At 41.1% G+C, this 25,730-nt stretch carries 18 protein-coding genes; 1 reads left to right on the top strand and 17 read right to left on the bottom strand.

Annotation, left to right across the window (positions count from 1 at the left end; translation table 11 throughout):
• Positions 1–41: 41 nt before the first annotated feature.
• Together V7L07_RS30415 and V7L07_RS30410 are read right to left on the bottom strand one after the other, a co-directional pair.
• Complete coding sequence (locus V7L07_RS30415) at positions 42–881, bottom strand: urease accessory protein UreD (protein WP_335063054.1); 840 nt, start codon at positions 879–881, stop codon at positions 42–44.
• Between the two features lie 293 nt (positions 882–1,174).
• A complete protein-coding gene (locus V7L07_RS30410; RefSeq protein WP_334699787.1) occupies positions 1,175–1,645 on the bottom strand; it encodes a DUF4079 domain-containing protein in 471 nt (156 codons plus the stop codon).
• 623 nt (positions 1,646–2,268) lie between these two features.
• Between V7L07_RS30410 and V7L07_RS30405 the strand changes: the two genes are divergently transcribed.
• Positions 2,269–3,552 carry an ankyrin repeat domain-containing protein gene (locus V7L07_RS30405; RefSeq protein ID WP_335063052.1) on the top strand — a complete coding sequence of 428 codons (1,284 nt, stop codon included), beginning with the start codon at positions 2,269–2,271 and terminating at the stop codon, positions 3,550–3,552.
• Between the two features lie 593 nt (positions 3,553–4,145).
• Here V7L07_RS30405 and V7L07_RS30400 read toward each other — a convergent pair.
• The 15 genes from V7L07_RS30400 to hpsA all read right to left on the bottom strand — a co-directional run bounded on the left by V7L07_RS30400 (position 4,146) and on the right by hpsA (position 25,009).
• Complete coding sequence (locus V7L07_RS30400) at positions 4,146–5,531, bottom strand: PP2C family protein-serine/threonine phosphatase (RefSeq protein ID WP_335063051.1); 1,386 nt, start codon at positions 5,529–5,531, stop codon at positions 4,146–4,148.
• A 1,131-nt stretch (positions 5,532–6,662) separates the two neighbouring features.
• The gene (gene ftsY / locus V7L07_RS30395) at positions 6,663–8,270 is read right to left on the bottom strand and encodes a signal recognition particle-docking protein FtsY (protein WP_335063049.1); all 1,608 of its coding nucleotides are present in this window, start codon (positions 8,268–8,270) and stop codon (positions 6,663–6,665) included.
• A 267-nt stretch (positions 8,271–8,537) separates the two neighbouring features.
• Positions 8,538–9,179, bottom strand: a complete 642-nt coding sequence (gene nusB / locus V7L07_RS30390; protein ID WP_335063047.1) for a transcription antitermination factor NusB — start codon at positions 9,177–9,179, stop codon at positions 8,538–8,540.
• Between the two features lie 402 nt (positions 9,180–9,581).
• Positions 9,582–10,352: a DUF502 domain-containing protein gene (locus V7L07_RS30385; protein ID WP_335063045.1), complete on the bottom strand. Its 771-nt coding sequence runs from the start codon at positions 10,350–10,352 to the stop codon at positions 9,582–9,584.
• 526 nt (positions 10,353–10,878) lie between these two features.
• Positions 10,879–11,787, bottom strand: a complete 909-nt coding sequence (locus V7L07_RS30380) for a glycosyltransferase family 2 protein (protein WP_335063043.1) — start codon at positions 11,785–11,787, stop codon at positions 10,879–10,881.
• 127 nt (positions 11,788–11,914) lie between these two features.
• On the bottom strand, positions 11,915–12,757 hold the full coding sequence (gene hpsJ-B, locus V7L07_RS30375; protein ID WP_335063042.1) for a hormogonium polysaccharide biosynthesis protein HpsJ: 843 nt from the start codon (positions 12,755–12,757) through the stop codon (positions 11,915–11,917).
• Positions 12,758–13,026: 269 nt separating this feature from the next.
• Complete coding sequence (locus V7L07_RS30370; RefSeq protein WP_335063040.1) at positions 13,027–13,674, bottom strand: TIGR04282 family arsenosugar biosynthesis glycosyltransferase; 648 nt, start codon at positions 13,672–13,674, stop codon at positions 13,027–13,029.
• 35 nt (positions 13,675–13,709) lie between these two features.
• Positions 13,710–14,276 (bottom strand): pilus assembly FimT family protein, encoded by a 567-nt coding sequence (locus V7L07_RS30365; protein ID WP_335063039.1) that lies wholly within the window; start codon positions 14,274–14,276, stop codon positions 13,710–13,712.
• Complete coding sequence (locus tag V7L07_RS30360; protein WP_335063037.1) at positions 14,242–15,315, bottom strand: glycosyltransferase; 1,074 nt, start codon at positions 15,313–15,315, stop codon at positions 14,242–14,244. Before V7L07_RS30360 ends, V7L07_RS30365 begins: the two co-directional genes overlap by 35 nt.
• Positions 15,316–15,319: 4 nt before the next feature.
• The gene (hpsE, locus tag V7L07_RS30355) at positions 15,320–16,312 is read right to left on the bottom strand and encodes a hormogonium polysaccharide biosynthesis glycosyltransferase HpsE (RefSeq protein WP_335063035.1); all 993 of its coding nucleotides are present in this window, start codon (positions 16,310–16,312) and stop codon (positions 15,320–15,322) included.
• Positions 16,313–16,333: 21 nt separating this feature from the next.
• Positions 16,334–17,293 (bottom strand): hormogonium polysaccharide biosynthesis glycosyltransferase HpsE, encoded by a 960-nt coding sequence (gene hpsE / locus V7L07_RS30350; protein WP_335063033.1) that lies wholly within the window; start codon positions 17,291–17,293, stop codon positions 16,334–16,336.
• A 187-nt stretch (positions 17,294–17,480) separates the two neighbouring features.
• Entirely contained in the window at positions 17,481–18,152 is a 672-nt protein-coding gene (locus tag V7L07_RS30345; RefSeq protein ID WP_335063031.1) for a type II secretion system protein, read from the bottom strand.
• Between the two features lie 37 nt (positions 18,153–18,189).
• Positions 18,190–19,182, bottom strand: coding sequence for a hormogonium polysaccharide secretion pseudopilin HpsC (gene hpsC / locus V7L07_RS30340; protein ID WP_335063030.1), 993 nt, complete (start codon positions 19,180–19,182; stop codon positions 18,190–18,192).
• A 370-nt stretch (positions 19,183–19,552) separates the two neighbouring features.
• Positions 19,553–20,269: a hormogonium polysaccharide secretion pseudopilin HpsB gene (gene hpsB / locus V7L07_RS30335; RefSeq protein ID WP_335063028.1), complete on the bottom strand. Its 717-nt coding sequence runs from the start codon at positions 20,267–20,269 to the stop codon at positions 19,553–19,555.
• 30 nt (positions 20,270–20,299) lie between these two features.
• A complete protein-coding gene (gene hpsA, locus V7L07_RS30330; protein WP_335063026.1) occupies positions 20,300–25,009 on the bottom strand; it encodes a hormogonium polysaccharide biosynthesis protein HpsA in 4,710 nt (1,569 codons plus the stop codon).
• Positions 25,010–25,730 lie beyond the last annotated feature (721 nt).

Below are 25,730 nucleotides of genomic sequence, written 5' to 3'. Positions count from 1 at the left end.
CGTACTTCCTCCTCTGAGTTCTCCGCGCCTCTGTGGTTCGCTTAAACCTGCCACACTCTTGGTATACAATTACCACGATTCAAAAAAGAAACTCGCAGCAATTGCCAAACATCAATAAACCAGTTTCTCACCTCAGGTGTAGAAGCACCGCGATATCGACACAATAATCCATGCTGTAACCTGCTAACACCCGCTTCTCCCTCCCCATCCCATAAATTTCGCGTTTTTTCGACAATTTCTGCTGAAACTGCGCCACAAACCCAAACTAGACTACCGACGATTGGTTTTCCAGCCAAGCCGTGAGAACTGTGGAAAATGTCTTCGCTACCGGGTAAGTATTGCCGATCAATCCACAAAGGAACACCTTCTTGCCAAATTTCCGTGTGCGATCGCCATTCTCCTTGCAAGAATTTCTCTCCTCTAGCACTACGACCAAATCGGGTAATTTCCCAACCTAACCAACTGCTCCCGGTTGCTAATTCTACCCGTAAATCTTGCCGATAAATTGCACCGTTAAATAAAATTGTCTCTTGCGGCAACCACTCCAAACAAGCACCAGCATCAACCTGCATCTGGATGTTTTGTCTCGCTTGTAAGCCATTGCTGCGGTATATCTTGCTTGCAGCCGCCGTGGTAATTAAAGCTTGGGCTTGGGGTTGGAGGTGGATGTTAGAGGATAAGCGATCGCCTCCCACCATTCCCCCAGCCGTCTGTAAAATGACGCTATGACAAACTTTTGGCCCTTCTGGATAAAATGGGCGTTGTACCTTCAGAGGCGCTTGTTGGTGATTGTAAATTAATTGGGTTGCACCCTGGCGATCGGCATAGACTAAATTAAGTTTGCCATGCCAACCTTCTGCTATTTGTGAATTACAGGTCATTTATAAATTCAAGATTAAAGTTCAGATACTTTATATTTATTATTTAATGCATTATTTACTGCTTTATCTGCAATTTATTCTTCACTTGTTGGTACAGTGTGGGGTAATTATCTTTAAGGCTCAAAACATAATCAGCATTTGCGGCTATAATTTTTTGGGCAGTCGATTTCTAAATATATTTGTTAACTCTTCCCCATACCCCATTTCCCATAACCAAAAACTCCACCACAAGGGGATGGAGTTTTTCATTACCAAATTACCTACTAGGTTTGATATGATTCCTAACTACTTAACTATGCTTTAGTAAGAATTCTTTGGACAATTTGCACACCAGTAACAGCCTGCCAAGCAAAAAGTCCCAAAAGGGTGAAATTTATCAAAATGTGAGTTGCACGCGCCCAATTTGCCCCTTTCTGCATATAGGGGGACAAAGCAGCAGAAAATGCTATTAGACTTGTCATGCCTAGTCCTGCTAACAGGTGAGGCTGGACAAACAATTTACCATTATTGATGTAAGTGACAGCCATCCCACCGATCGCACCTGTGACCATTAAAGCTAGGAGTATAGACCCGATTTGGTAGTGTCTGACGTTATATCTACCTTTAATCAGTTCTTTCTTTTCTTCTCCCTGAGCATTTCTGGTACGCTGTACTTGCAGCCCCAAGTAGGCAGCATAAATTGAGAATGCTAATAGCGCCCACATCAGCACCGGATGGAAGAAGTTCAACCAATATTTCACCGAGGCAGAAAGTTCCAGACTCATTGTGTTCTCGCCTAATTCTTAAATCTTCATAAAAATTAGCATAACTCTATTTTGTGTGCCTAATGTTGCTCAAATTAAAAGAGGTTGAGGAATCAGGACAGAAGACAAGAGTAAAGCCTCACCGAAACAGTGCTGAGTGCTGAGTAATGAGTGCTGAGTAAAAAAAGTAATAATCGCACTCAGCTAACGAGTGTCTGTTCACGTAGCGTTCCCGCAGACTAGCCCCAGCATGTGGTATGGAAAAAGAAATACATATTTATTATTTCGAGATGCGTAGCGCATATTTAATGCGTCCTTACTTCAATCCCCTAGATTTATCGTGAATTCGATTGCTCATATAATATCTACCCAATTTGCTCAATCAAAAAACCTCTAAGAAGGTTTTACTACGCAAAACCGTCCCTCTCCGAGTCGGAGAGGGACAGACTTGAACTTTAGTTCAAGGCAGGGAGAGGTTCGTCGAACTCACGTTACTTTAATTTGCATCCAGTAAAGAGATAAAATGCTTGCCAAGACTGCAATTTTGAATTTTGAATTGCATAACCCTCTTGCCAAAGTGGATAAACAATCTCAGACTAAATTTTGAGGGGATACAACAAAACCCCCAGCGTGGGATCTCATTCATGACTGAAAACAACGATACTTTGCTGCTAAAAGCTGCTAAAAGTGGTGATATCAAGGGTCTGTGTGCGCTGCTGGCTGCGGGTGCGGCGGTGGACGCGTGCGATCGCCAAGGAACCACAGCGTTAATGTTTGCTGCTAATTTAGGTTATACCGAAATTGTGCGATCGCTTCTGGATGCTGGGGCAGATATCAACTTGCCCAGAAAACTTTATGGTTTGACGGCTTTGATGTTGGCGGCTAGTGCCAAACAACTTGACATTGTGCAGCTTTTACTATCCAGAGGTGCTGATGTCAATGCCACGAATGAAGATGGCAGCACAGCTTTAATGGCAGCAGTCCTCAAGGGTCATATCGATGTAGTGCGAGTTTTATTAGCTGCTGGTGCCCAAGTTAATATCGCCGATAAAGATGATGATACGGCATTGAAACTCGCTGTTAAGCAGGGAAAAATAGAAGTTCTAGAAGCAATTCTCCAAACTGGTGTCGATGTTAATATCCCAGATGAAGAGGGCGAGACACTTTTAATGCTAGCAGCAGACTTGGGACATCTGAAGATTGTGGAAGCATTGTTAGCAGCAGGGGCTAACGTGAATGTGAACAACCCTGATGCTGGAACTGCCCTATCAGCCGCCGCGGCCGCTGGACACAGTGCGATCGCAGCAGCTTTACTAGATCGAGGTGCCCAGATTAATCTCCAAGACCAAGATGGTGAAACTGCCCTACATCTTGCCGTTGTGGAAGGCTACATTGATGTCGTAAAAGTTTTACTTAACAGGGGTGCAGATGTCCAAATTAGGAACCACCTGGGTGATACACCACTGCTTGTAGCAGCATTACAGGGACATAGCCAAATTGTCGAGGCATTGCTGCATTCTGGAGGAGATATTAATGGGAAAAATCTTGGTGAAGTACCTTTAACGTTGGCGGCATCACAGGGACACACCCAAACAGTGAAAGTGTTGCTAGACTACGGTGCTGATGCCAACATTCCGGGGGATGATAGCAAAACTGCTTTGATCAAAGCAACCGAACGCAAGCACACAGAGATTATAGGTTTGTTGCTAGCAAAGGGGGCAGATGTGAATTTTCAAGACTCAGCAAAGGCAACATCATTAATGTGGGCTGCCTCAGCAGGTTATAACGAAATTGTGCAGGTATTACTGGAAGCTGGGGCAAATGTGAATTTGAAAAACCGGGGCGGTTATACTGCTTTGATGATTGCAGAATTTAATGGTTATAAGAATGTGGTGCGGAATCTGCAAAAAGCTGGAGCGCAAGAATAAGTATCGGAATTTTTCATCTAAAATATTTTCAGAAAAATCTTGACAAATCATTAAATGAAGGTTAAACAATCTTAATATCAAGAAAGTTTAAAAAAACCAAGTTTAGATAGAAGAAACAAACAAAAGCAAAACTCCGTCGTAACTGTTGTGAACTTGCTACGGCGGAGAAAAGAAAAATTAAAACGCCAAGAGGGAACAGGTTAAATGCTTGTGTCACAAGGATAAAAAGAAAGCAAAAATGAAGAAGTAAATTTACCTTTTATTTTTTACCTTGTACCATTTTACCTTTCACCTGTTCTCCCCCTTGACGTTTCCTACTGTGCTAGATGTGCAAAATATATAGTTTTTACTTGAGCAGAAAAGTATTCTAAGGATCATTTTTTATGTATAATCTTCCAGGCTAAATAAAAACAAGTCACCAAAAAAGGTTGATGTGCGACGATTTAGGCGATCGCTACGGAAAAATAAATGAAAAATAAATAAAAAATTAAATTTAGTAGAATCACTGTAGTGAATTCCCTGTCACCATAACTTAGGCGCAGCCTCTCATAGAGAAGGAAAGTTTTCATTCATAATTTTTCCCCTGCCTCCTCCTATAAAATTTGCAGAACAACTAATGTCATATCATCGGTGTTTTGCTTGTCATCACCAATGAATTGCTGAACTTGGTCAAACAGGTAATCCACAATCTCCTGTGGGCCATTGCAGTACTTGCAAGCGGTATTGAAGCTAGAGACAAAATTATCTTCATCGAAGCGATCGCCACCAGCGGCAGCAGCATCGGTCAAACCATCTGTATAGTAAATAATTGTATCCCCAGGCTCTAACTGTACCTGGGCATCCTCATATTGGCTGTTAGCATCCAAACCGATTAGCATTCCCAAAGTATCTAAACGGCTAACAGTTTTTGTCGCTGCGTGCCACCACAAAGGAGGATTGTGTGCCGCATTGCTATAAGACAAAATTCGCTTATGGGGATTATATTCTGAATAAAATAGCGTTACAAAACGGTGGGAATTTTCCAAATCCGCATACATAACTCTATTTAAGTTTTGCAGAATTCCGGCAGGGGAATTACCATGTAGCACTTCTCCCCTTAGCATTCCCCGCATCATCGTCATAATCAGCCCCGCGGGGACACCTTTGCCCATGACATCTCCAATAACCAAACCCCAGCGACTATTTTCCGTACCGCCTTTGATCTTGGGCTGAATCTTATTATTACTGGTAGCAATAAAATCGTAATAGTCTCCACCAACCCGATTGGCAGGTTTACAACGTGCCGCCAGAACTGCACCAGGGATTGTAGGACATTGACGTGGCAAAAGTCGCCGTTGAATTTCTGCGCCAATTTCTAGTTCTTGGTCTAGGCGTTCTTTTTTTCTCAGTTCTACAGCTAGTTCATCATTTTCGATCGCTACTGCTGTTTGGTCTGCCACTAACCTAACTAACTTTTGCCTAGTTTCTGTCCAACTATATTCTGGATCGCGACTCAAGACGTAGAGCCATCCCCGTTCTGTATGCTTCACCAGAATCGCCGTACCAAAGATTTGCACATCTGGCCCCAAATAGCGATGCATTTGGTCATCCAAAATTCCCGTGGCATTCGCTAAAGGGGCAGCATTGGGTACAAGTGTGATTTGACTGCTAGCTATTTCTAGCGCTTTGCGGATATTCTTTCGCTGGCGACTATCTTGCCAATGTAACTGCTCTAACCTGACTTGACCATTAGGTTTATAGAGAAACAGGGCACTACCGTCTGCATCTGTCACCCTTGTTGCCATCAGCGGTATCAGTTCCAAAAACTGATTTAAATTATTGAAACTTCTCAGGGCAAATCCTAAAGAACTTAGCAAATCTTGAATTTTGTTTTGTTCCCGGTGCAACCTTGCCACGAGTTCTTTAAGCGCCACGACTGGTGTGACATCAGTTGCGGCACTACTATTGTTATCAGTGGGTTGAGAGGGAAGTTGAGACACAGGTACGGGTACTATTGCACTTTAATATTGGCGGATTTTAGATTACTTATAAATCTTTTGGCTTTGCCATTGCTAAACCATATTTAGACAAGACTTGTCATTTTAGCAAGAGTATAAAGACGTAATAGGCAAATTTCATCAGTATTCTATTTGCTTATTCTATTTTTGATGGAATATTTCGTCATTTCAAATCATGTATTTGTAGTCCAAACCCAAACCGTAAAAATTACTAGTTTCAGCGATCGTTCAGAAAGCTTTTCATAACTTAATTCCCAAAGCATATCTCTAAAGTCATAAAAATACTTTATTTAAAGAATAATTTATAACGCTTTCAGAGTGACTGCTTGAGCAGAAGCAACTACGAGACTAGAAGTCTTTTGAGTGAAAAGCTCTAGAAGCGCTCAAATCAAACCTGGTTTGGTAAAAACCGACTTACATTAATTTCCAAACCTGAAAATATGTAAATAAGTCTTCAAATACTTAATTTGTATACCATAATTGCCGGGATAATTGCCAAGATTGAGCTTTTGAGTTCACAATAGATAATTCTCCGAAGTTTTGATAGTCGGAAACCGTACTTTTGTTGAGATAGGTGCTGGGCAAATAGCTGACACTTTGCTTGCCCGTCAAATTGCTGTAAGGTGCAAGTTTACAGGCTTTTGTGTGTCACAAAATAACCGTATTGCTACATTGAAAAAGCCCATTTTGGGTATCCAAAAGGGCATTAGCTTGAAAAAGGAATTGGAGATTAGGGACTGGGGACTGGGAAAATTGTTCGGGGATTCAGACCACTACCCAAGTTTTGTTCGCGCAGCGTTCGCACGAGAAGAAAACTCTTCCCAGTCCCCAGTCCCCAGTCCCCAGTCCCGGAGTGCCAGGATTAAGAGACTTCGGCGCAGCAAGTCTCTTAATCCTGGCACGACCCGTTGAAATGCTAGCAAAAATCACCCATTTACTGAGAGAAGGTAGGAAGCAGGAGGAAAGTGCCTCCTGAATGTTACAAATTTATGGTTTTAGTACTTGAGCCGTTTCCAGCATTTTATTTCTAGTTAGTTCAAGTGATAATACCAGATCAGTTATCCCTAAATTTATCAGTTTGTCAAGAAAAATTTTTGACCCCAAATTTTTCAATTAGCCACTTAAGAGAGCTTCAACAAACTCATAGCTCGAAAATGGTCGCAGGTCTTCAATTCCTTCGCCAGCACCAATAAAGCGAATGGGTAAACCTAGCTGTTGTACAACGGCCAGGGCAACGCCGCCTTTGGCAGTACCATCGAGCTTAGTTAAGACAACGCCACTCAGTTGGGCCGCTTGAGAGAAAACTTCAGCTTGCCGTAGTCCATTTTGCCCTAAAGTGGCATCTAGAACCAAAAGAGATTCTACTTTGGCATTTGGGGCTTTTTTGTCGATAATTCGCCGAATTTTACCGAGTTCGTCCATTAAATTTTTCTTGTTTTGCAGTCGCCCAGCTGTATCTACCAGAAGTAATTCAGTTTGACGCGCTTGAGCGGCTGCGATCGCATCAAATACAACTGCTGCCGGATCTGTATTCTTTCCCGGATTGGCAATTACTTCTACACCACTCCTACTACCCCAAACCTTCACCTGTTCCACAGCAGCGGCGCGGAAGGTGTCTGCTGCCCCAATCAAACATTTATAACCAGATTTTTGTCCCAGGTGGGCAATTTTGCCGATGGTGGTAGTTTTACCAGCACCATTTACTCCAGTGATTAACCAAATATTTAAGGTTTCTTTTTCTGGCGTAAAGCTAGTTTTGTGGGATGTTTTGCTTGGCGCATCCAGCATATCTCGGAGGATTTTTTTCAGATAAGCGATCGCTTCTTCAGGTGCAGTAACTTCTTCTCGAAGTTTTTTCTGTAGAGCATCAATAATAAAGTCTGTTGCCTCTACACCCACATCAGCTTGCAACAGTAATGCCTCAATTTCCGTCACAGCAGCTTGATTAAGCGGCCCTTGACCTACGATCGCCTTCAATTGGTTAAGAATACTACGGCGAGTTTTGTCTAACCCTTGCCGGAGCTTTTTCAGCCAGGTAATTTCTTCAAGAGAAACGTCTTCTGCACTTCTACCTTGAGCTGCCAGGACTTTTGCTGACCAGACAAACCCATCATCAAATTCCAGTCCGAGAATTTCCTCTCCTAACTCTGAGGTTGCAGGTATTGGCTGCTGTACTACCTCCAGTTCTGGGACTTCAATAGCGGTGGCTATTAGCTGATCCAGCTTGGCTTGCCGTTCTGCCGCCGCCCGTTCTAAGAATGATAAGGCGGCTGGTGCTGTCTCTGGTTCGGTGGGTATTGGTTCAACCTCACTAGCTGTGAGTTCTGGGCTGGAGACATCTGGCTGCTCGGTAATTGCTGCCACTGAGGAATCTTCTGTAATTTCCTCAGTAGCAGTTTGGATTACTTCTGGCTGTGTAGCTTCTACGGTAGTACTAGCAGGTTCCTCAGTTGCTTCTGGTTCAGTGACTTCTGCAATTGGCGTTTCTGCGGTTTCAGGTTGAGCTGATGGTGCTGGGGTTTCTACTACCTCGGCTTGTTGTTTTTGCTGAATATTTTTGTAGGCAGCTTTAGCAAATGCCAACAAATCTGCCGTTGTGTCTGGTGCAGTTTCAACTGGCTCTGTTTGGGGTTCTTGTACAGGAGGTGTTTCTTCCTGCTTCTGATCCGAGGGAGTATCAGAGGAATCATTATGTTGACGACGGAACCAATTAAAAACCATTGCAGCAGTATTGGTTATATGAGTTATGAGTTATGAGTTTAATTTAACTTGGAGTATGGGGCATTGCTTATCGTAAATTAAAGGGTTTAAGAACCTGCAATCTACAGCACCCATTTCAGTCGGGGTTTGTCTTGAGAAATCGCTCCACTTGGGATGCATCCCAAGTGGAGCGTTTCTCGCTAAATCCCCGTCTGAAATTTCTTTAATTTTGAATTTTGAATTGTTAACCCCCTCATTTTGCTCATTTTTGGAAGTAAGTATAAAAGGCTACGCTGTTTGTTTCTGCTCAGTGACTCGGCGCAAAACACCATTAATAAACCGATGACCATCGTCGCCACTGTAGCGTTTGGCTAATTCCACAGCTTCGTTGATAGCGATACTATCTGGAACTCCTAAGAACTTCATTTCTGCCACAGCGATTTGCAAGATATCGCGGTCAATTTGGGCGAGGCGAGTTACTTGCCAATCTACTAAGGCATTAGAAATGAGTTCATCTATAATGTGTCGATTTTCGTTGACGGTAATCACAAGCTCTTTAGCGTAATTCCGAACTCCCTTGTCCTGATTAGCTAACTGAATCAATACTGGAAACTCAACTGCTGTACCCAACTGATTGATTGCTGTTTGGGTACAGGTGATGGCTTCTTGAAGCATCGTTCTGGCAGTATTTAGGTCAGAAGCACGAGTTTGACTGCTTAAGAGGCGATCGTTACTGCGTTGCAGTTCACCTGCGGCATTATCAAGAGTATCTTGCACTTCTGAGGTCAGAGTCCGTACTGCTCCGAGTACCAACTTGGATACTAGTTGATCGTCTTCCAATTTATCTAATTTTTTGGGGTTGACTGGCAATTGACTAAGGCTTAAAAGCGCCAATTCACGAGCAATTTGCTGGGGTTTACGGGGTTGCATACAAATGAGGGGTGATTTTGCGAGAACAGATTAATTAGACTGGACAAACTTTTAACTATACCAATTTTGGCACAGCCAAACAATAAAATTACGGATTTACTTGTGACTTTGCCAGATAGCTTTTAACAGGTTGCGCCCAGGATTCTCCAACTTCTCTACGAGACGCTACCTAAACAGCTAATAAGAAGGTACTGGGGATTGGGTACTAGAACTTACGCAAAATAAAAAACTAACCGCATAGACGCGGAGGGGTAGGACGCAAAAGCCACAAAGGAATAAGAGTTTCAGAGAGTTATTGCGTAAGTCCTACTAAAGAAGAAATTCTTTTAAGATTTGCTTAGTGCATGAATCCACACACTCATCTTCCCCAGTCTCCAGTCCCCAATCCCCAGTACCCAGTCCCTAGTCCCCAGTCCCAAATTCAGTAATAACCTGCTGCTTGGTTTCTTCGTGCGTGACTTTTAGTGCGGATTCTTTGGGAAAAATCAAGGGTGTATTGGGAGCAACGATGCCACCTGATACAACTATTTTAAAGGCGTCTTCAATAGACATGGAGAGGTTCACCACTTCGTCTTCAGGAACGACTGCATACCATCCAGTAGTTGGATTCGGGGTAGTGGGGATAAAAACACTTAGTACGGGGCGAGGCATCTGGGCTTGGATATCACTGCTGATTGCACCAGTGACAAAGGCGATCGCCCAAATTCCTCGGCGGGGATATTCTACTAAAATTACGCGGCGAAACTTGCCATTAGAATCCTTTAGGATTGTTTCTAAAAGCTGTTTGAGAGTTTTATATACCTGTCCTGCTAAAGGAATTGCCTGTAATAATCGCTCACCAAAATCTAACAACCATCGCCCAGCTATATTACGAGCCATTAAGCCCATTAATAATATACTTAGTAAAGGTACAGCCAACCCTACTAATAAATTCAGTAGATTTACTAGAACTGGGTTTAAGCCATCAAAGGGATTCAGTTGTTTGGGAATTTGGGTGAGGAAGTTGATTACCCAATTAGCAATGGTAATTGTCAGCCAGATAGTGGTTGCTAGGGGAATTATTACCAATAAACCAGCAATCAGGTCGTTTTTTAAATCCTGTTTTAGGCGATCGATTACCAAGCCCCGATTCTCCTGTTTTAAGCTAGAGGAACTTTTGTTATCGGTATCCATACCAGCAGATTAGTCAAATTCCGAAGACTTTAACTTTAGGCAGTTTATGCCGCAAGTAACTTCCAAAATGCTAGCAGCTTGGATGCTGCCGCAAAAATACGTAGGGCTTGCTGAAAATCAGCTATTTTCCTATAAGCATACACATAGACGTTAACCAATCCGATGGCGACTGGTTATTCTCAAAGGATGTTACTTTTCTTTGTTAGACTTGTAAATGATTGTTGCAAGTCCTTGGTTATTACTAATCTACCGCGCTTAATCAAAAGCTGCTGATGATTGTGAAAGTCTCACCAGGTAAACTAAGGAATTATTTTATCTGGTCAGTCAGATTTAAGCAGGAGCGGCTTTTATGAAAATGTTCTGTTAAAAATATTAATTTATGATGGTGGGTTTATTTAGATGTAACACGCATTAGGGTAGCACAGCTGGCTGTGCTACCCTAATTCTGACAATTCTGATTTTGCGATCGCGCACCCTCTCGCTGCTTGTTGATCTTACTAAGAATCCTTCTGATCTCCAGCTTACTTTATACCACATCAACATGAGTTGTTTCAGAATCCCTGCACTGTAACTGTTGTGTACTATCTTGTGCCAAAATTACTGTTGCGTCTAAATTAGGTTTTGGTAGATACTTCATTTCCCAGACTTTGAGCAAAATCAGATATTCGTAGAATGCCTGCAATGTACACCAAGCGATTCCAGCGCGTCCATCTAAACATCCGCCTAAGATAAAATACATATATATAAACCGTAGCAACGGTCTGGCGGGCAAACGCAAAGACAAATCTTTCAAGGCGCGACGTTTTTCAACTTCCGATTTACCAAAGAATAAATCTCGCCAGTTAACCGTTCCCTGTTCTAGTTGATAAAGTGTTTCTTGAGCTTCATCTGTAGAATAACGATTATGCTTGTCAATCCAGCGGCTCAAGCCTTTGCTACAAGTGTAATGTGGGTATGTTTCTTTTAAAAAGCTAGTTGCCCCCTCACAAACTTCTCGCTCAGTATGACCATAGTCTGTAAACCATACTTTACCGTGGCGGAAGAGTCGCATTTGGTAACGGGGATATTGTGTGCTGTAGCGAATCCAACGATTCATAAACATCACACGTTCAGCCACATAGTAACCGATGTAGTCTGGATTTTGACTTGCCCTTTCACATTCCGCGAACAGTTCTGGTGTCATACGCTCGTCAGCTTCGAGAATGTAAACCCATTCGTGCTTCGGGGTGACAGACTCTAACATCCAGGTGCGTTGGCGTCCGTGGCTTTCAAAAGCGTGTTGGACAATGCGGATGGGATAGCGATTGGCAATTTCCACAGTGCGATCGCTACTGCATGAATCCACAACAATGATGTCATCCGATAGCATCGCCGATTCGATACAAGCAGCAATATCTATTTCTTCGTTATATGTCAGTATGTAAATTGAGAACATTACCCAAGTTTTATAGTGATTTTACTCAGTGATAATTGCTTTTTTATTGTTATGAGCTATTAGCTGCATGGCAGTGTCAGCCGTCAATAATGTTTAGATACGTTATTACTGCCATGCCAATGGTGGATTAGCGTGCGGCAACTCTAGGTTTACCACCTTGTACAGTACCCCTACCTCTTAACCCTGTCCAGCCAATAATAATGTAACCAATAGCCAACAGCAAACTGCTAATCCCAATCCGCAGTCCAGATTTCCAAGCAGTATCTTTAGCTTGTTGCAGCGCTTCGTCTCTGCGCTGGCGAACTTGGCTCAGTTGTTGAGTTTGCAACGTCTGAATATCTGTTTGTTGTTCGATAGCTTTGTCAAGTGCTTGGGGATTTGTTTTAGCCTTCTTCAGTAACTCTTTAATATTTGCAGGAATTTGAGGGCTTTCAAGTGCTTGCTTATATTTTTGGTCATCTTTGAGGATTTCACTAAACTGAGCTTTGGTTTGGTTTCGCAGCTGTTCTAGTTGGGCTTTTCCTTGCTCAGTATTCAGTTGTGCTTGCAATTGCGATAACCGAGTGTTCAGTTGATTTTCTGCTTGATCTGCTTCTTGAGTTATGCGGTTAAGTGTTTGAGCCTTAGCTTGATTGACATTATTCAGGTGCAGGGGAAAAATCAGCAAGAACATCAACCCTAAAATACTTGAGAGGATCAGGGCGGGAAATCTTAAATCGATACCTTGGGGGCGATCGCTTCCGGCATCAGCATTACCAACCCAATAGGCAGCAAACAGAAGCCCTAAACCTACTAAAGGAACAATTCCCCGATCGACGAGTGCTGTTGCCAAGTTGATTTGCCATACCCGATCAGTCGGTTGAAAGGGTAACAATAGAATCAAAAAGTCAACGAAAAAAGACAAAATGCAGATTATGCCAACTACCTTAAGTGTGAGGGCAGGACTTACGGAAGCAAAACGGTTAACCATAGTTTTTCAAACTGGCGGTGAATACGAGTGATTTTCATATTTCAAGCTACTTGAATATTGTGCCCATGACCGTGACTATTGTGTAAAAACACAAAGCAGATTCAATAGTAGTAAAGGCTATCTGCCTCTTGGTTTTCAACTAGACCACAGTAACATTTGTTATGTATAGTGTCTTCAGGAAATCCCTGGTGTTTTAAGATACGAAACTAATTCGGGGATTTAATATATCTTGCATCCATACAAAAATTGCTATATCTCTACTCTCTCCTTCATTTTTCCATCTGACTTGCAAGAGCTTGTTCCCAAATCGGTAAATCCTCCGGTCGGTCAACATCAGCTAAAGGCAACAAGTTCACGTATGATAAATTAAGTTTCTGAGCAATGTCCACGGTTTCCTGGAATACTCGATCGGTTCCCCAGTCGATGTTAACGAATAACTCCAGGATGGGTTGACGCAAACCAATTAAGTAATATCCACCATCGATCGCAGGGCCAAGTACTAAGTCAAAGGCGTGTAGCTTCTCAAAAGCTGTCGCGAGAATCTGGGCATTCACTCCAGGACAATCTGTACCGATGATAATTACTTCTTCCATACCAGATTGAAAAGCCTCAAAAAGCGATCGCGCCATCCGCGAACCTAGATCCCCTTCACCTTGAAACTGATAAACCAAATCCAACCCCAGCCAGTCTTCCATGAGTTGCGAATCGCCACCTGTAAATCGCACTTCTAAAGATATGTCAATAGACTTTTGCAATTCTTGAACCTGAAATATCGTATATTCACTCATTTGGCGTTGAAGATTAGCAGCACCAACACTTCCCAAAACAGGTATCAATCTGGTTTTTGTCTTACCTGGTTCTGGATAGCGAGTAAAAATAATCAGGTGCCGTTTTGGGTTTCCTGGTAAGTTCAGCACAGAATACCTTGTCTTTTGAATAAACTAAAAATATTTTAGTAACAATACTTATCGTTACTGCTTGTAGTATGCTCCTTTGCCGTTCGCATTGCCCCTAAAATTGTAGAAACTATGACACAACGTTTAACTTTACCACCAGACTTGCTAGATAGAGTGAGCCGTCCCAATGGTGGTTTAGTGACACTACCCTTGTAATCAAATTGGATTTGCTTGATGCCATTTGACTCTGATAAGGTTGTTTCCTCATCCAAGCGCACATTGGAATCTAGATTATTCCAGTTAGCGTTAGATGGGTGTACTGTAGCTGGATGAACCGCCCATTGAACTACCCTGTTTTGTTCACGAAAGCTGGCTTGCCAAGTCAATTTTTCTTTAGTGGCTTGCCTTTGGGCTTGGCGCATAGCATAATGAACCTGGTTTTGGGCAGTGTTGAGACGGCGAGTCTCCACAAAAGCTAGCCAGTTGGATATTCCCAATGTGGCTAATATACTAATTAATACAACAGCTACTAACATCTCTAATAAGGTAAAACCACTATTAGAGTGCTTATTCCAGAGATTTTTTGTATTAGCTAGAAATCGTAAATGCACGTGGGTATCCATTTTTTCTTTCTGGCCGATTTTCAACTACCCAAATGTTGAGCAATCTTTCAGGTTCTTGGTTTCTTGCATCGCGCCGATTAATAATACTGTAGAACAGGGTCGGCGAGATAAAAATTATGACAATTTTCAATAATAATTTTAAAGTGAAATTTATATTCTCAAGTTTTGAAGGATCGTTAAGAAAATATTTCCACAGAAATCTAACAGATGATAGAGATTTTTGACGATTAAACGGCTTTTGTAGGGCTTTGCAAACCAGATATTTGTATAAATTTGCTAGGCTTATATCCCAACTATTTCTAAGAGTTGTTCGCGCAGCATCTCGTAGAAAAGGTCTTTCTTTATATGCTCTCCCAAGCACTTGTAAGCAGGCTTTTTCCTGCCTGGCAAGATTGGAAGAAACTGAATTAGCACTTATGCGATATAAAATTTGTACAGATGGTACACATATAAAACCAAACTTAGAGGCTAATCGCAGCCACATATCCCAATCCTGAGCCGCATTTAGAGATTCGTCAAAGCCACCTAATGTAATTAAAGCTTTTTTACAAATTAAGGGATTGGAACCATTCTCTAAAAAGTTATTTAGTAATAATTCTTCATAAACATTTCCATTTAAATTAATGCGCTTACCTGAAAGGATAAATTTACCGTTGGTGTCAATATAATCAGTCCAGCTGTAAGCAACTTTTGCAGTAACGTTTCCTTGCAAAGCTTTTAACTGAGACTGAAGTTTATGAGGTGTCCAAATATCATCTGCATCTAAGAAACTAACAAATTCTCCAACTGCATGGTTTAGCCCTCGGTTACGGCTGACATTACCCCCAGCGTTGGCATAGGAAAATACTTTTATTCGTGAATCTTGAAATTGTGTAACAACTTCTAAAGTTGAGTCTTGTGAGCCATCATTAATTACAATTAATTCTAAGTCAGTAAAAGTTTGATTTAAAACAGATTGAATTGTCTGCCTAATAGTTTTCTCACTGTTATAAGCAGGGATGATTACAGAGATTTTTGGTAATTTTTTTCTAGCTTTCATTATTTTATAAGACTAATTTATTTTTTAATACTCTGCGTATATTAGATTTTAAGTAGTAAAAAGGACTCATCATACTAGCCAGGTAAAACTCCATCTCAAAAAGTGCAATAAGATTACTTTTCAATTGCCCTCTATATTGAATGAGATGCTGTAATGCCCGGCGTAAATTACCTAAAATAGTTTTTACAAACACTATTGGTTTTTGCCAATTTTTAGTATTTATCAAGCGTAACTGGAAAATACACAAGCCACAGCCGCGTGCCAAAGTTAGAAGGTAATCTCTCTCAAATCGCCAACGTGGTATTTGATGATAAGTATGCATGGTGGGGTTATACCAAATTTCCCAACCTGCATAATGTATATAAAGCAGTGGTTCATAGTCATCACCCTGCACCAAAATCCCAGGTAACTTACCGCTTAAATTAGGTCGCAGAGGTACATTTTCACTCCATACTTCTTTCCGAACAACAAGCGCCGCACCCGGAGGAAGTCTTAAATTATCCGCATCAAATAAATGTGGATTTGAACCATGTTCTCTGATAGCTAAAAAAGCTTGAATTCTTTCAAAATTTTCTGGCGGCTTTACTTCAAAATCACCATGAATCTGTCCACTCCAAGCACCTGCTTGAGGGTGATTTAATCCAAAATTATATGCTTCTGATAACCAATTAGGATCGGGTAAATTATCATCATCTAAAAATGCGATTAGCTGCCCTCTGGCTTCACGCACTGCCCGCAATCGTGCAAAAGCGGCTCCCTGTTCGGGTTCTAAAAAATATCTTATATGACATCTTCCATCATATATTTTTTGATAATTCTCGATTACTTCAGATGTGTTGTCAGAACTATTATTATCCACAATAATAATTTCCCAGTTAAGTTTTTCTACTCCTGTCTGGGTTAAAATTTTATCCAAAATTTTAGGTAAACGAGTTGCTCCATTATATGCAGGAATGGCTACACTAACATCTAATTTTGCAATTGGTAGTTCAGTCATAATACTTAAGGCTTTGATAATTTATTTTTTAAAATATCCATTTTTCCATAGATAAAAAGGGCTAATGAAACTGCTTGTAAAAAGTTCCATTTCGCAAGCAAGCACCAAATCTTTTTTGACCTTAGTTCTATATTTTATTAAGTGTAAAGCGATTTTACGTAGGTCATTTATCATGTAAGATAAAAGAGCAATCGGTCTATACACATTTTTTATATTTACCGTTCTAGTTACATAGCGGCTAAGTCCAATACCTCGAAAGAACGGAATTAAATAATCTTTTTGTAAACGAAATTTTGGGATTTTGTGAGAAATCTCCATTTCGGGGTTATACCAAATTTCCCATCCTGATTTTTGGATGTAAGACAACATTTCTAAATCTTCACTGGTGAGCATATTGCCTTTAACTCTCCCAGTTAAAATAGGCTTATCTGGTACACTTTCTAACCACGCTTGTTTACGGACAACAAGTCCAGCAGAAGGAGGTAGTAGTTTTTTGGCTGGTTCATATAATAGCGGTAAATCACCTCGCTCTGTAATTGCCAAAAATGGAGCAATTCGCTGAAAATTTTCTGGTGGTTCTACTTCCCAGTCAGGATGAATTTGGCTGCCATAAGCTCCGGCTTTAGGATATTTTTCACCAAAAGCATAAGCTGCGTATACCCAATTTGATACTGGATAGTTGTCGTCATCTAGAAAACCAATAAGTCTACCTTTAGCTTCTGCTACTGCTCTTTTTCGTGCATAAGCTGCTCCCTGTCGCGCTTCAAAGCAATACTTTAAAGGGTAAGGACACTGCCAATTTTTTTGATATGTTTGAACAACTTTAGCTGTGTTATCAGTGCTGTTATTGTCTACAACTATAATTTCCCAAGATAAATTTTCGGTGTGAAGTTGATTTTGTAGTCGCTCTAGTAGTTCAGGTAAACGACTTTCACCGTTATAAGTTGGGATAGCTACAGTAAAGTCAAGATTCTCAGTCATTTTCTGAAAAGAATATTTTGATTAGGACGCTTTTTATATATTCAGCCAATGGCTAATTGATGAGCGACTCTTAAATAAATCTATCAAACATTAAAACTGCACCTGATGTTTCAATTTTGCGATCAACGTGCAGTTTTATGTACAGTGTTATTACGTGTTTTTAAATAAAGATTACTACATAAACTACCTAATCGCATTTATTGTCTTTTGCTGTGAGCATTGAGCCTAAGAGAGTTGTCACAATGACGCATCGCTTTACGGTACTAGGGGATGTAGAATTTGTAGCGCTTGGTACAGCTACCACTATTTTTAACCCAGATGGATTACCTGTTCCAAGGTTTGGAGTTGGTAAAGTTGGTAAAGCCCCCATATAGTCAAAGGTAATTTTTGTTGGCGTACTTGAAGGAGGGTAAGATACAGGAGAATTAGCAGTAGAATTAGCAGCGTTTTCGCTACTGAGATTTGCGCCTAGCAGTAATTTATTAGAGCTAACGCCTATATCTGCCCCTAAAGGTTTCCATGTAGGGATTCCAGGATTGGTACGATAAACAGCAACCTCTACATTTTGGGTTGTGGTATTTTTCTGAAAACTAACACTATAGCTAAGTTTACTTTTTTTAGCTTCGCTCTGTGCATCTTGTAATGCAGCTAAAACGGCGTCATTAGCCTTATTTACTTGCTGTCGATTTACAAAGGCAAGCCAGCTGGGAGCTGCGATCGCTGATAAAATTCCGATCATTAGCACCACAACAAGCATTTCTATTAAAGTAAAACCAGCATTGTGTTCAGGATTAAATCGCTTCTCGGTGTCTTTATTACACATCCTAGTGTGGAATAACTTTAAAGTTAGGTTGCCCATAATGCCCCACTATTAGTTGTGCTGTTTATTGTGAAGTTTATTTAGTATATAAATATCCACGTCCTTGCACGCGGACACTTGCCGTCGGAAAGTAAGTTTGGTTAGTTGAAGAGTAATCAAAATTGCTATTTTGCAACCTAGCTAGTGCATTACCTCGTAAAAACACCTGTGCTGTTGTGTTGGCAACATCAACGCAAGTATAAAAGCCCATAAAACTCCCCTTGCTAAGTGTTCCAGTGGGGCAAGTAGGATATTTTGGATCTGTTATATCTGTCGGAACAGAGGTTTGATCGATATAATCAATTAGTACCGAAGCTTGTTGGTCGTAAGCTGACGAGGCTGTTTTCCATGAATTCATTTGATTCTTTATACCTGCTGCACCTGGTAAATTTAGGTTAAAACGCTGAAAACCTGGATTTGGGCAGGTAATATATGTATCATTAGGATAGTCAGTACAATTTCCATTAGTACCACTAGAAGCCAGAACTCCATCACGAATTTCAAATCTGGCAATACGAGCCGCGTTTGACCAAGTAGTACTACTATCTTTGATTAAATAGTAGGCAACTAGTGAGTAAACAAAAGTGTCGTCTGTAGTGCTGCTGGGAGCGGTAATCGCACCTGAAAGAAACTTGCGTTTCCAAAACACGAGAATTGGTTTACAAGTAGCATTAGAACTGCAACCAGTAGCACTTTTAACAGGAGGTATTTGATCTTGAATTCCTGAGCTTGCTGGGGTAGTGTTTGAAGGACGAGTCAGTCCATCTGTATCATATATATAGACAGCTTGTTGTAAATCATTGGCGATGTAATCAATTGCTGTCTGGATTTCTTGTTCAGAATTTGCCTTTGCTTGCTCTTTCTGATCTGTAGTGAGAATATTAACCATAAATCCTAGCAGTGGTGTCAGCACAAGGAATGCCAGCAATAAGGCTACCAAAAGCTCTATCAGGGTAAAACCATGAACTTGCTGAACAGACTTAGAGTGTTTCAGCTGAATGTTGAGAAGAAATCTGAGTGCATTCTTCATAACTACGGTATGCCCCTTAGTGATAGAAATACATATATTGAATGATGGTGTAAATATCCAATGTTGTAGCGTGAGTATCTTGCCTACTCGTAGCCAAAGGCGGGCAAGATGCCATTGGTGTCAACTTAAGCTGGAAATAGCTTAACTGTTGGCTTCCATGCCCGCCCAGAAATTTATTTCCGGGCTAATAGGCTAAAGTCTACTGAAGTAGACTGGAGATTTTTGGCGATATTTAGTCATCTTCAGATGACTTTAGCTATGAGACGGGAATTTCAATTCCCGGCGGACGAGCGGTTTCACGTTAAGTTGATACCAATGGCAAGATGCCCACCCCACAAAAAGTAGTTGAGTATTTTTTATTTGGAAATCACTAATTACAAGTGGTGTTACTAGTAGTGCTGCCACTAATAGCAAGACGCTGACACAGAGCATTGAAAGAAGTGTTTCTAGAACCAATTTCAGTGGTCATTTCCACTAGTGGGGACTGGGTATTTCCCAAAGTCCCAGTGAAAGCGTTTTGTTTTTTATTGATACTACTATCGCTAAGACCAGCGTAGACAGGTTTAGTAACGTCAATATCTGATCGATAAACCCGAATTGCCAAACGGTAGCCATCCTTTGGTAGACCTGTGCTATCAGTTGGGGTACTTCCTGTTGCTGTAATTCTTACAGCCTGAATGTAAAATATTTTGCTTGTGTTGCTTGTACAATCTGGGTTAGTAATAGCCAGACTGTTGTTTGCATCTTTTGTCACGCAATATAGCGATGTTAGCGATGCTGTTGTTTGAGGAATTGGCATACTTGTAGTATTAAGTAAATTATTGCCAGCTAATGTTCCAGTGGGTGCAGTAGTGGTAGCAGGAATTGTCACTGCTCCCGTTTTTACGCCGTCAATGAAAGTTCTGGCAGCTTGTGTGGCTAGTTCTACGCGTTTTGATTGGACGCGAGTTGCTGTTGCAATGACGATGGTGGGTGCGATCGCTGCTAGTAAAATAGCAACTACTAGCATTGCGACCAATGACTCAATAATCGTAAAACCAGACTCACCAGATGGTTGACTTACTTGCTGTGGTTTGAGCTTAATCATAGTTACTCACCAGTTTCTAGAAATTAAAGATTAACTACAGCTAGGACGTTGATCGGCATCGACGGCATAACTACTATCTGAGGCTTTTTTGGCACACAATAAGGTTTGCACCCAGATATCATCTCGGCCAACTTCCCGGAAGTATTCATTGGGTTTGTCATCTGGCGTTATCGCTAATTTTTGCGAAAATGCATCTGGTGATTGCGACAGCAAGGCGACATCATAACCCCACTGCCGTTTAGGAGCTAGATAAAAAGGTACTAGACCACCAGAGTTAGCGATCGGATATACTGCGCTAGATGAGGTATTTAAGAATGCTACAAATGGCCCAGTAGCATAGACACTACGGCCTCTTTGGATAAAAGAGCCGTTAATTTTAGCTGCAATAGCTGCATTTAAGTCGCTAGTTGGGTTCCAATTTTCCAGTAAGCGGACAAAGTTGTGTAAACCACCATTATCTTCTGTCGGACGAGCTGGCGTGTCTCCCCCTGCTGCGGCTAAATTAAAGGTGGTAGCTGTGGCCTGTTGCAGCCAGTTACTATCCTGTGTATTACCAGGGCCTATTCTGCTACTTGATGTTGGTGATGCATTTTCATCAGTACCGAAAGCCACTTGAATTTGTAAAACTGGCGATAAAGCTGGTTGATCGCTTGTACCTGAGCCTAGAGTAACCTTTGGAGGTTTAGTATCGTCATTAGCAGTAGTTGTTCGGAACCATAGAGCATTATCTTGGGAAGTTGGTCTATTGCTAGAACCGATAGTAAAATCGCTTAATGGAAATTCGTATATTTTTCCACCTTGGATACCTAAAATGATGGGCTGAGTATTTTTTAATTGCACCACACCACTGCTGTCACGCTTAAAGGCTACTCGACGGGGGTAAGGTTTAAATGAATCGTCAGGAAGTTTAACTGTACTACCAGATTCCATATCTAAAGTAGTATTGTCTGATTTTAATAAACTCACACTACCATCAGTTAGAATTTCCCAAGAGCGTTTATTTTTGGTTGTATCCGATATATTGTTGATATCATTTATGTCTACATACCAATCAGTACCCGGATTGCAAGCTGAAACAGGTAGTTTTGGACAGACCTCCATTAAATACTCTGGGGCATTTTTCCTTCGTTGAATGGGTGTAACAAAGTTATTGAGGTAAGAGCTACCTTGAGTACCAGTTTTAGTAGTATCAAAGTCTTTAGGCAAGCCGTCAGTACCATACCAGGCAGCATTGATGGTATTAATATTGTTAGTAGTAACTACAGCATTACTACTATTGATAAAAGCAAACCCATTTTTCTGAAATGCGGTAATAGAAGAAGTATCCCCCAGGTTATTATTTAGGTCATAGTCTCCATCACTCCGGTAGCCGCTTTGGAAGTTGTTAGAAAGAAGTGTGATGGCATCTGATAACACGCTGGCAGGTCGCCATGCGTCCCCAGTGGTACAGTTTGGTAGTCTAGCGTCACCAGTACGACAAGCAAAGTTTTTATTACGGTCTGTTGCAGCACGAGAGTAGAAATTGCTCAAATCACTAGCTAGAGCTGTATTAAATTCTTCTCCGGTATGTATATTAAAGTCGCCTTTAATATACACAGGCAAGTTAGAGGCTAAAATCAAGCCTTTTTCTGCATCTCTGTAAGCCTGAACACGCCAGAGTGGGTTGCCATTGATTAACATGATGCCGTTAGGACGGCGAGTTGGGTCAAGTATAAAGTCTACAGGGCTACTTGATTTTTGAGTATCTTTTTTGTTCTGTTTTTGTGTATCCGTGTCTGTTGATGTAATGGTAGAAGCAGCACTCAAATCTAAAAGTGCATCATCCCGCGTAGCGTAAACAATACCGCTATTGGGGATTAAGTATTCTTGTGTTGTTGCAGTACCATAAGTTTTTGTCCGCAACTTATTAATGTCTAATACAGTGGTGCGAATTTCCAGAGGTTGGCGGGTTTCTTTGGCGAGTTCGTAGGGTGAAGTCGTTGAGATTCCTACTGTCTGATTATTTGCACCAGGAACGATAGTACAGGCATATTGAAAGTAACAAAGCGTTGGTGGTGTTCCAGTTACATTTCCATTTCCATTTACACCATCAGCGTTAGTGAACGTATTTACACCAACTATTGTCCCGTCTTTATGAATTGCCTTAATCTGCCTTCCATCTAAAAAAGCAGTTTCGTAAATTGCGCCGTGAGGGATAACGGTATCACTTGGATCGCCAATACTACCGTCTAGTATTTGGATGGCACAGATAGCAGCATCAATAGCAGACTGCTCTGAGAGTGTCCGAGAGGCAGCTGCTTTTAACAGAGCATTGCTGAGTACTTCATTTACCAACCGCCCATTGGGATACATTAAACTAGCTTGGTAGTTTAGTAAATCTGAATAGTCAGAAACTCCTTTTGTTGGAGGTGCGTAGACAATACCATTATGGGATTTACCACCTGTGGCTTTGTCATAGATAAAACCAGTCGCAGATGGAAGACTATTGAGGTTCTTAGCTGTATTGCTATTAGTGGGATCGTAGAAGCTACTTATACAAGCAATAGGTGTAGGAGTTGCCGCAACGTAACCACTCGCTTGGTAGTGATAAACTGCTGTAGCCCGCATCCGTAAATACGGTGTATAAGTAGGATTGAGCAAATATATATTGCTGCTATTTTGGGTATCTTGGATCGATTTATCAGCTTTGATGGCAATAGTATTAGGTACAGGCATCATATCTGACCAAATTCTGTTTGTAGCTGCTGCCGCTGTGTTCAAATCAGTTTGGCTACTACTAACAGTGTAATCTTTAGGCAAATAAATCCCTGCACCAGTAATTACCCGTAAGCCGCCTACAGGATCTTGGGGAGTAGTTGGTACTTTAGAAGCTGCTGATTCCCAGTCTCCATCTCGGTCAACGGTTCCTAAATCAGCTAGTTGCTGTACACGACTACGACGATTGCGAGTTCCAGTTCCGTCGTCCCAGACAATACCTGTAATATTTTGAGTATCTGTGCTATCTGAACCAATAAATGTCGTTCCGTTCCACCACAATGCAGGTAGGTTATTGCCAAGCAAAACGCGATCGCCAACGTATTGTTCTTTACCTACTTGTTGCTGCTTAGTTGTCTCTGTAGCGCTAGGTAACAGCTTAGTACTATCAGAACTATTAGCTTTGAGTGTTAAATTGGCATAATTAGTCTTAGTTTTACCATCACTAGGATCAAAGGGATAAACCCAAGTGTCTGGTGGACGCAGTGAGTCACCACTTCCTTGTAGGGGTTTATTATCAGTAATATTATAAGTTCCTACCGCATCTGTACCAGAAGAAATTTCATTATAGGGTACACGGCGGGTACGTTTTTTAAAGTAGAGTCCTAACTGGTTATTACGAATACTAGCTTGTTGTGCTGTAGAAGCAGTCGAGGTGGTTAGATTTAATACTTTTAGTTGCTGTGTAATGCCATCTTTGACTTCCTGGGGGTCAGTAGATGCATCGTAAGATGCCTGCGCTTGTACTAAGAGATTGATGCGCTGTACATAAGCGGAACTATTATAGGCAATATTAGTCGGTACTCCGGCAACTGATTTGTTATCTTTAACACCATAACTGGTATTAGGATCAGATCCTTGCCCTTGGAATAAATGCACTCCAGTACTGTTACCTAAATCACCACTATCAGTGAAACCACCTGCTGCTAAATTGCCACCGACAATAATTTTGGAATTGTCTTGATCGTAAAAACAGGAATTTTTACTACTAACCTGATAAAGTGTAACAGTTTGAAAGCCGCTACCAGTCAGGAAGTTACTATTAGTCAAGATCCGTCCATTGAGGTTAAATGCAGGACCAGGGGTAAGTTCTACATCATCTTCATAAACCACCGCATTGTTAACTAGGGGTAGTTGTACGCGGTCTTGTTGATACTCTAAAGCTGAAAAACCTTTATTACCTTTGAAAGGTTCGTAATTACCAGTGGCAGATTGGTCAGTGATGGGAACATTAGCAGTGTAAACAAAAAAGCTTTTTTTGAGTTTACTAGCAATATTAAACCAGCCCGTACTCCCCACCAAAGTAGCACTGGTTCCCAAAGTATCTTGACAACCGTTGCTTATACTACCAGAGGTCATGGGCGGAGTTCTGGCCTCTAGAGGATTTCTAGCACGATTATATGCGCCGTTAGTTATAGGCGGATTTCGGAAATAAATTCCATAAAGAGTATAGGTATCAAATTTCCCATTGTTATCTGTATCAATCGGGTACATCCATGAAGTTGGTAGTGGATCTTGACGGGTTGGTGTTGCATTTGGATCGGTATAATTCAGATTTAGTTGAGTTTCATCCCCAAAAGTATATTCATTCAAATAATTTTTGAAGGCACTCTCTAAAGCTGCATCTGAAGGTGTAGCTCGTGGGAGCCGATGGTCATCAAATAGCTTGTCTAATTTTGCTCTAGCCCTGTCAAGGGCAGGTGATGCGGCGTTAAGTACAGCCTCATTCACTCGGACATTACTAGCATTTTTGGAGCGTTCAAAAGACCGAAATAAAATAACAGTGGTCAACAAGACGACTACTATTAACACCATTGCCACTGTCGGCAACAAAAACCCAGCATTCTCTGAGCCGCGTTTTCTTCGAGTGCCAAAAATAGCCCGCAGAAGCCAAATAATTTGCTTGTTAATTGTAGATAAAAACTGCTTGCTAATTTGTTTGAAGGTTTTTTGAATTGCCTTGACTAGCTGACGTTTTCGAGACATAGCTGCTTCCCTGTCAAGTGGTCTTTAGTGAGGTTTCTATTTTTTGATATCTTCGTTTATGACTGTCAAGTATTTTCACAGACATAAGATGAGGCTATATTTATGTGACTACTGCATCTGGTTTTACGAAATTCCAAATGAAGTAGATATTGCAAAAGAGAATTTGTTTAAAGTTATATCATTAATGAATTTTTGATTTTATCCGGTAAACACTGATTTTTTCAGAAATATTTAATTCAAGTCCGGTCAATAATAAAAGCATAACGTCACAGTAAAATTGCGGAAATGTATTTCATTTGAAGGCAAATTTATGAAGATGTTGTTAGCAGAGTAGACTTATAATACCCATCTGTTAAAAGAAAAATATCAGTTATTGCAAAATAATCAGATGTTAAGCGAAAATTCCCGGCTTCTCTAAGAAGAAGTCGGGAATTTTGCTGTTCACATTGTTTTTATGAAGAGGTCATTTATAAAGAAAGCCAGGGCAATCAATACGCTTAGGTTAAGGGCTACTGGCAATAATTTTGAGTTGTAGAGATGGCGATTTATCGCCGTCTCTACAAGTGTTTTGGGCTTATCTGAACTGTATTGGGGTAAATGGAATGATGCCTTCGGCACGCCAAGGCAAAGGTATGTACACAAACATAGACGCTTTGCGGCTTCCCGTAGGGTATAGCGGTTCTTAATTGCACATTATTTGTAGGGGCACAGCATTGTTCAT

Origin of the sequence: Nostoc sp. (assembly GCF_036916985.1) — a bacterium.
Taxonomy (GTDB): domain Bacteria; phylum Cyanobacteriota; class Cyanobacteriia; order Cyanobacteriales; family Nostocaceae; genus Nostoc.
Note: the sequence above shows the minus strand (reverse complement) of the source record. Positions and strands in the feature narration are given on the sequence as shown.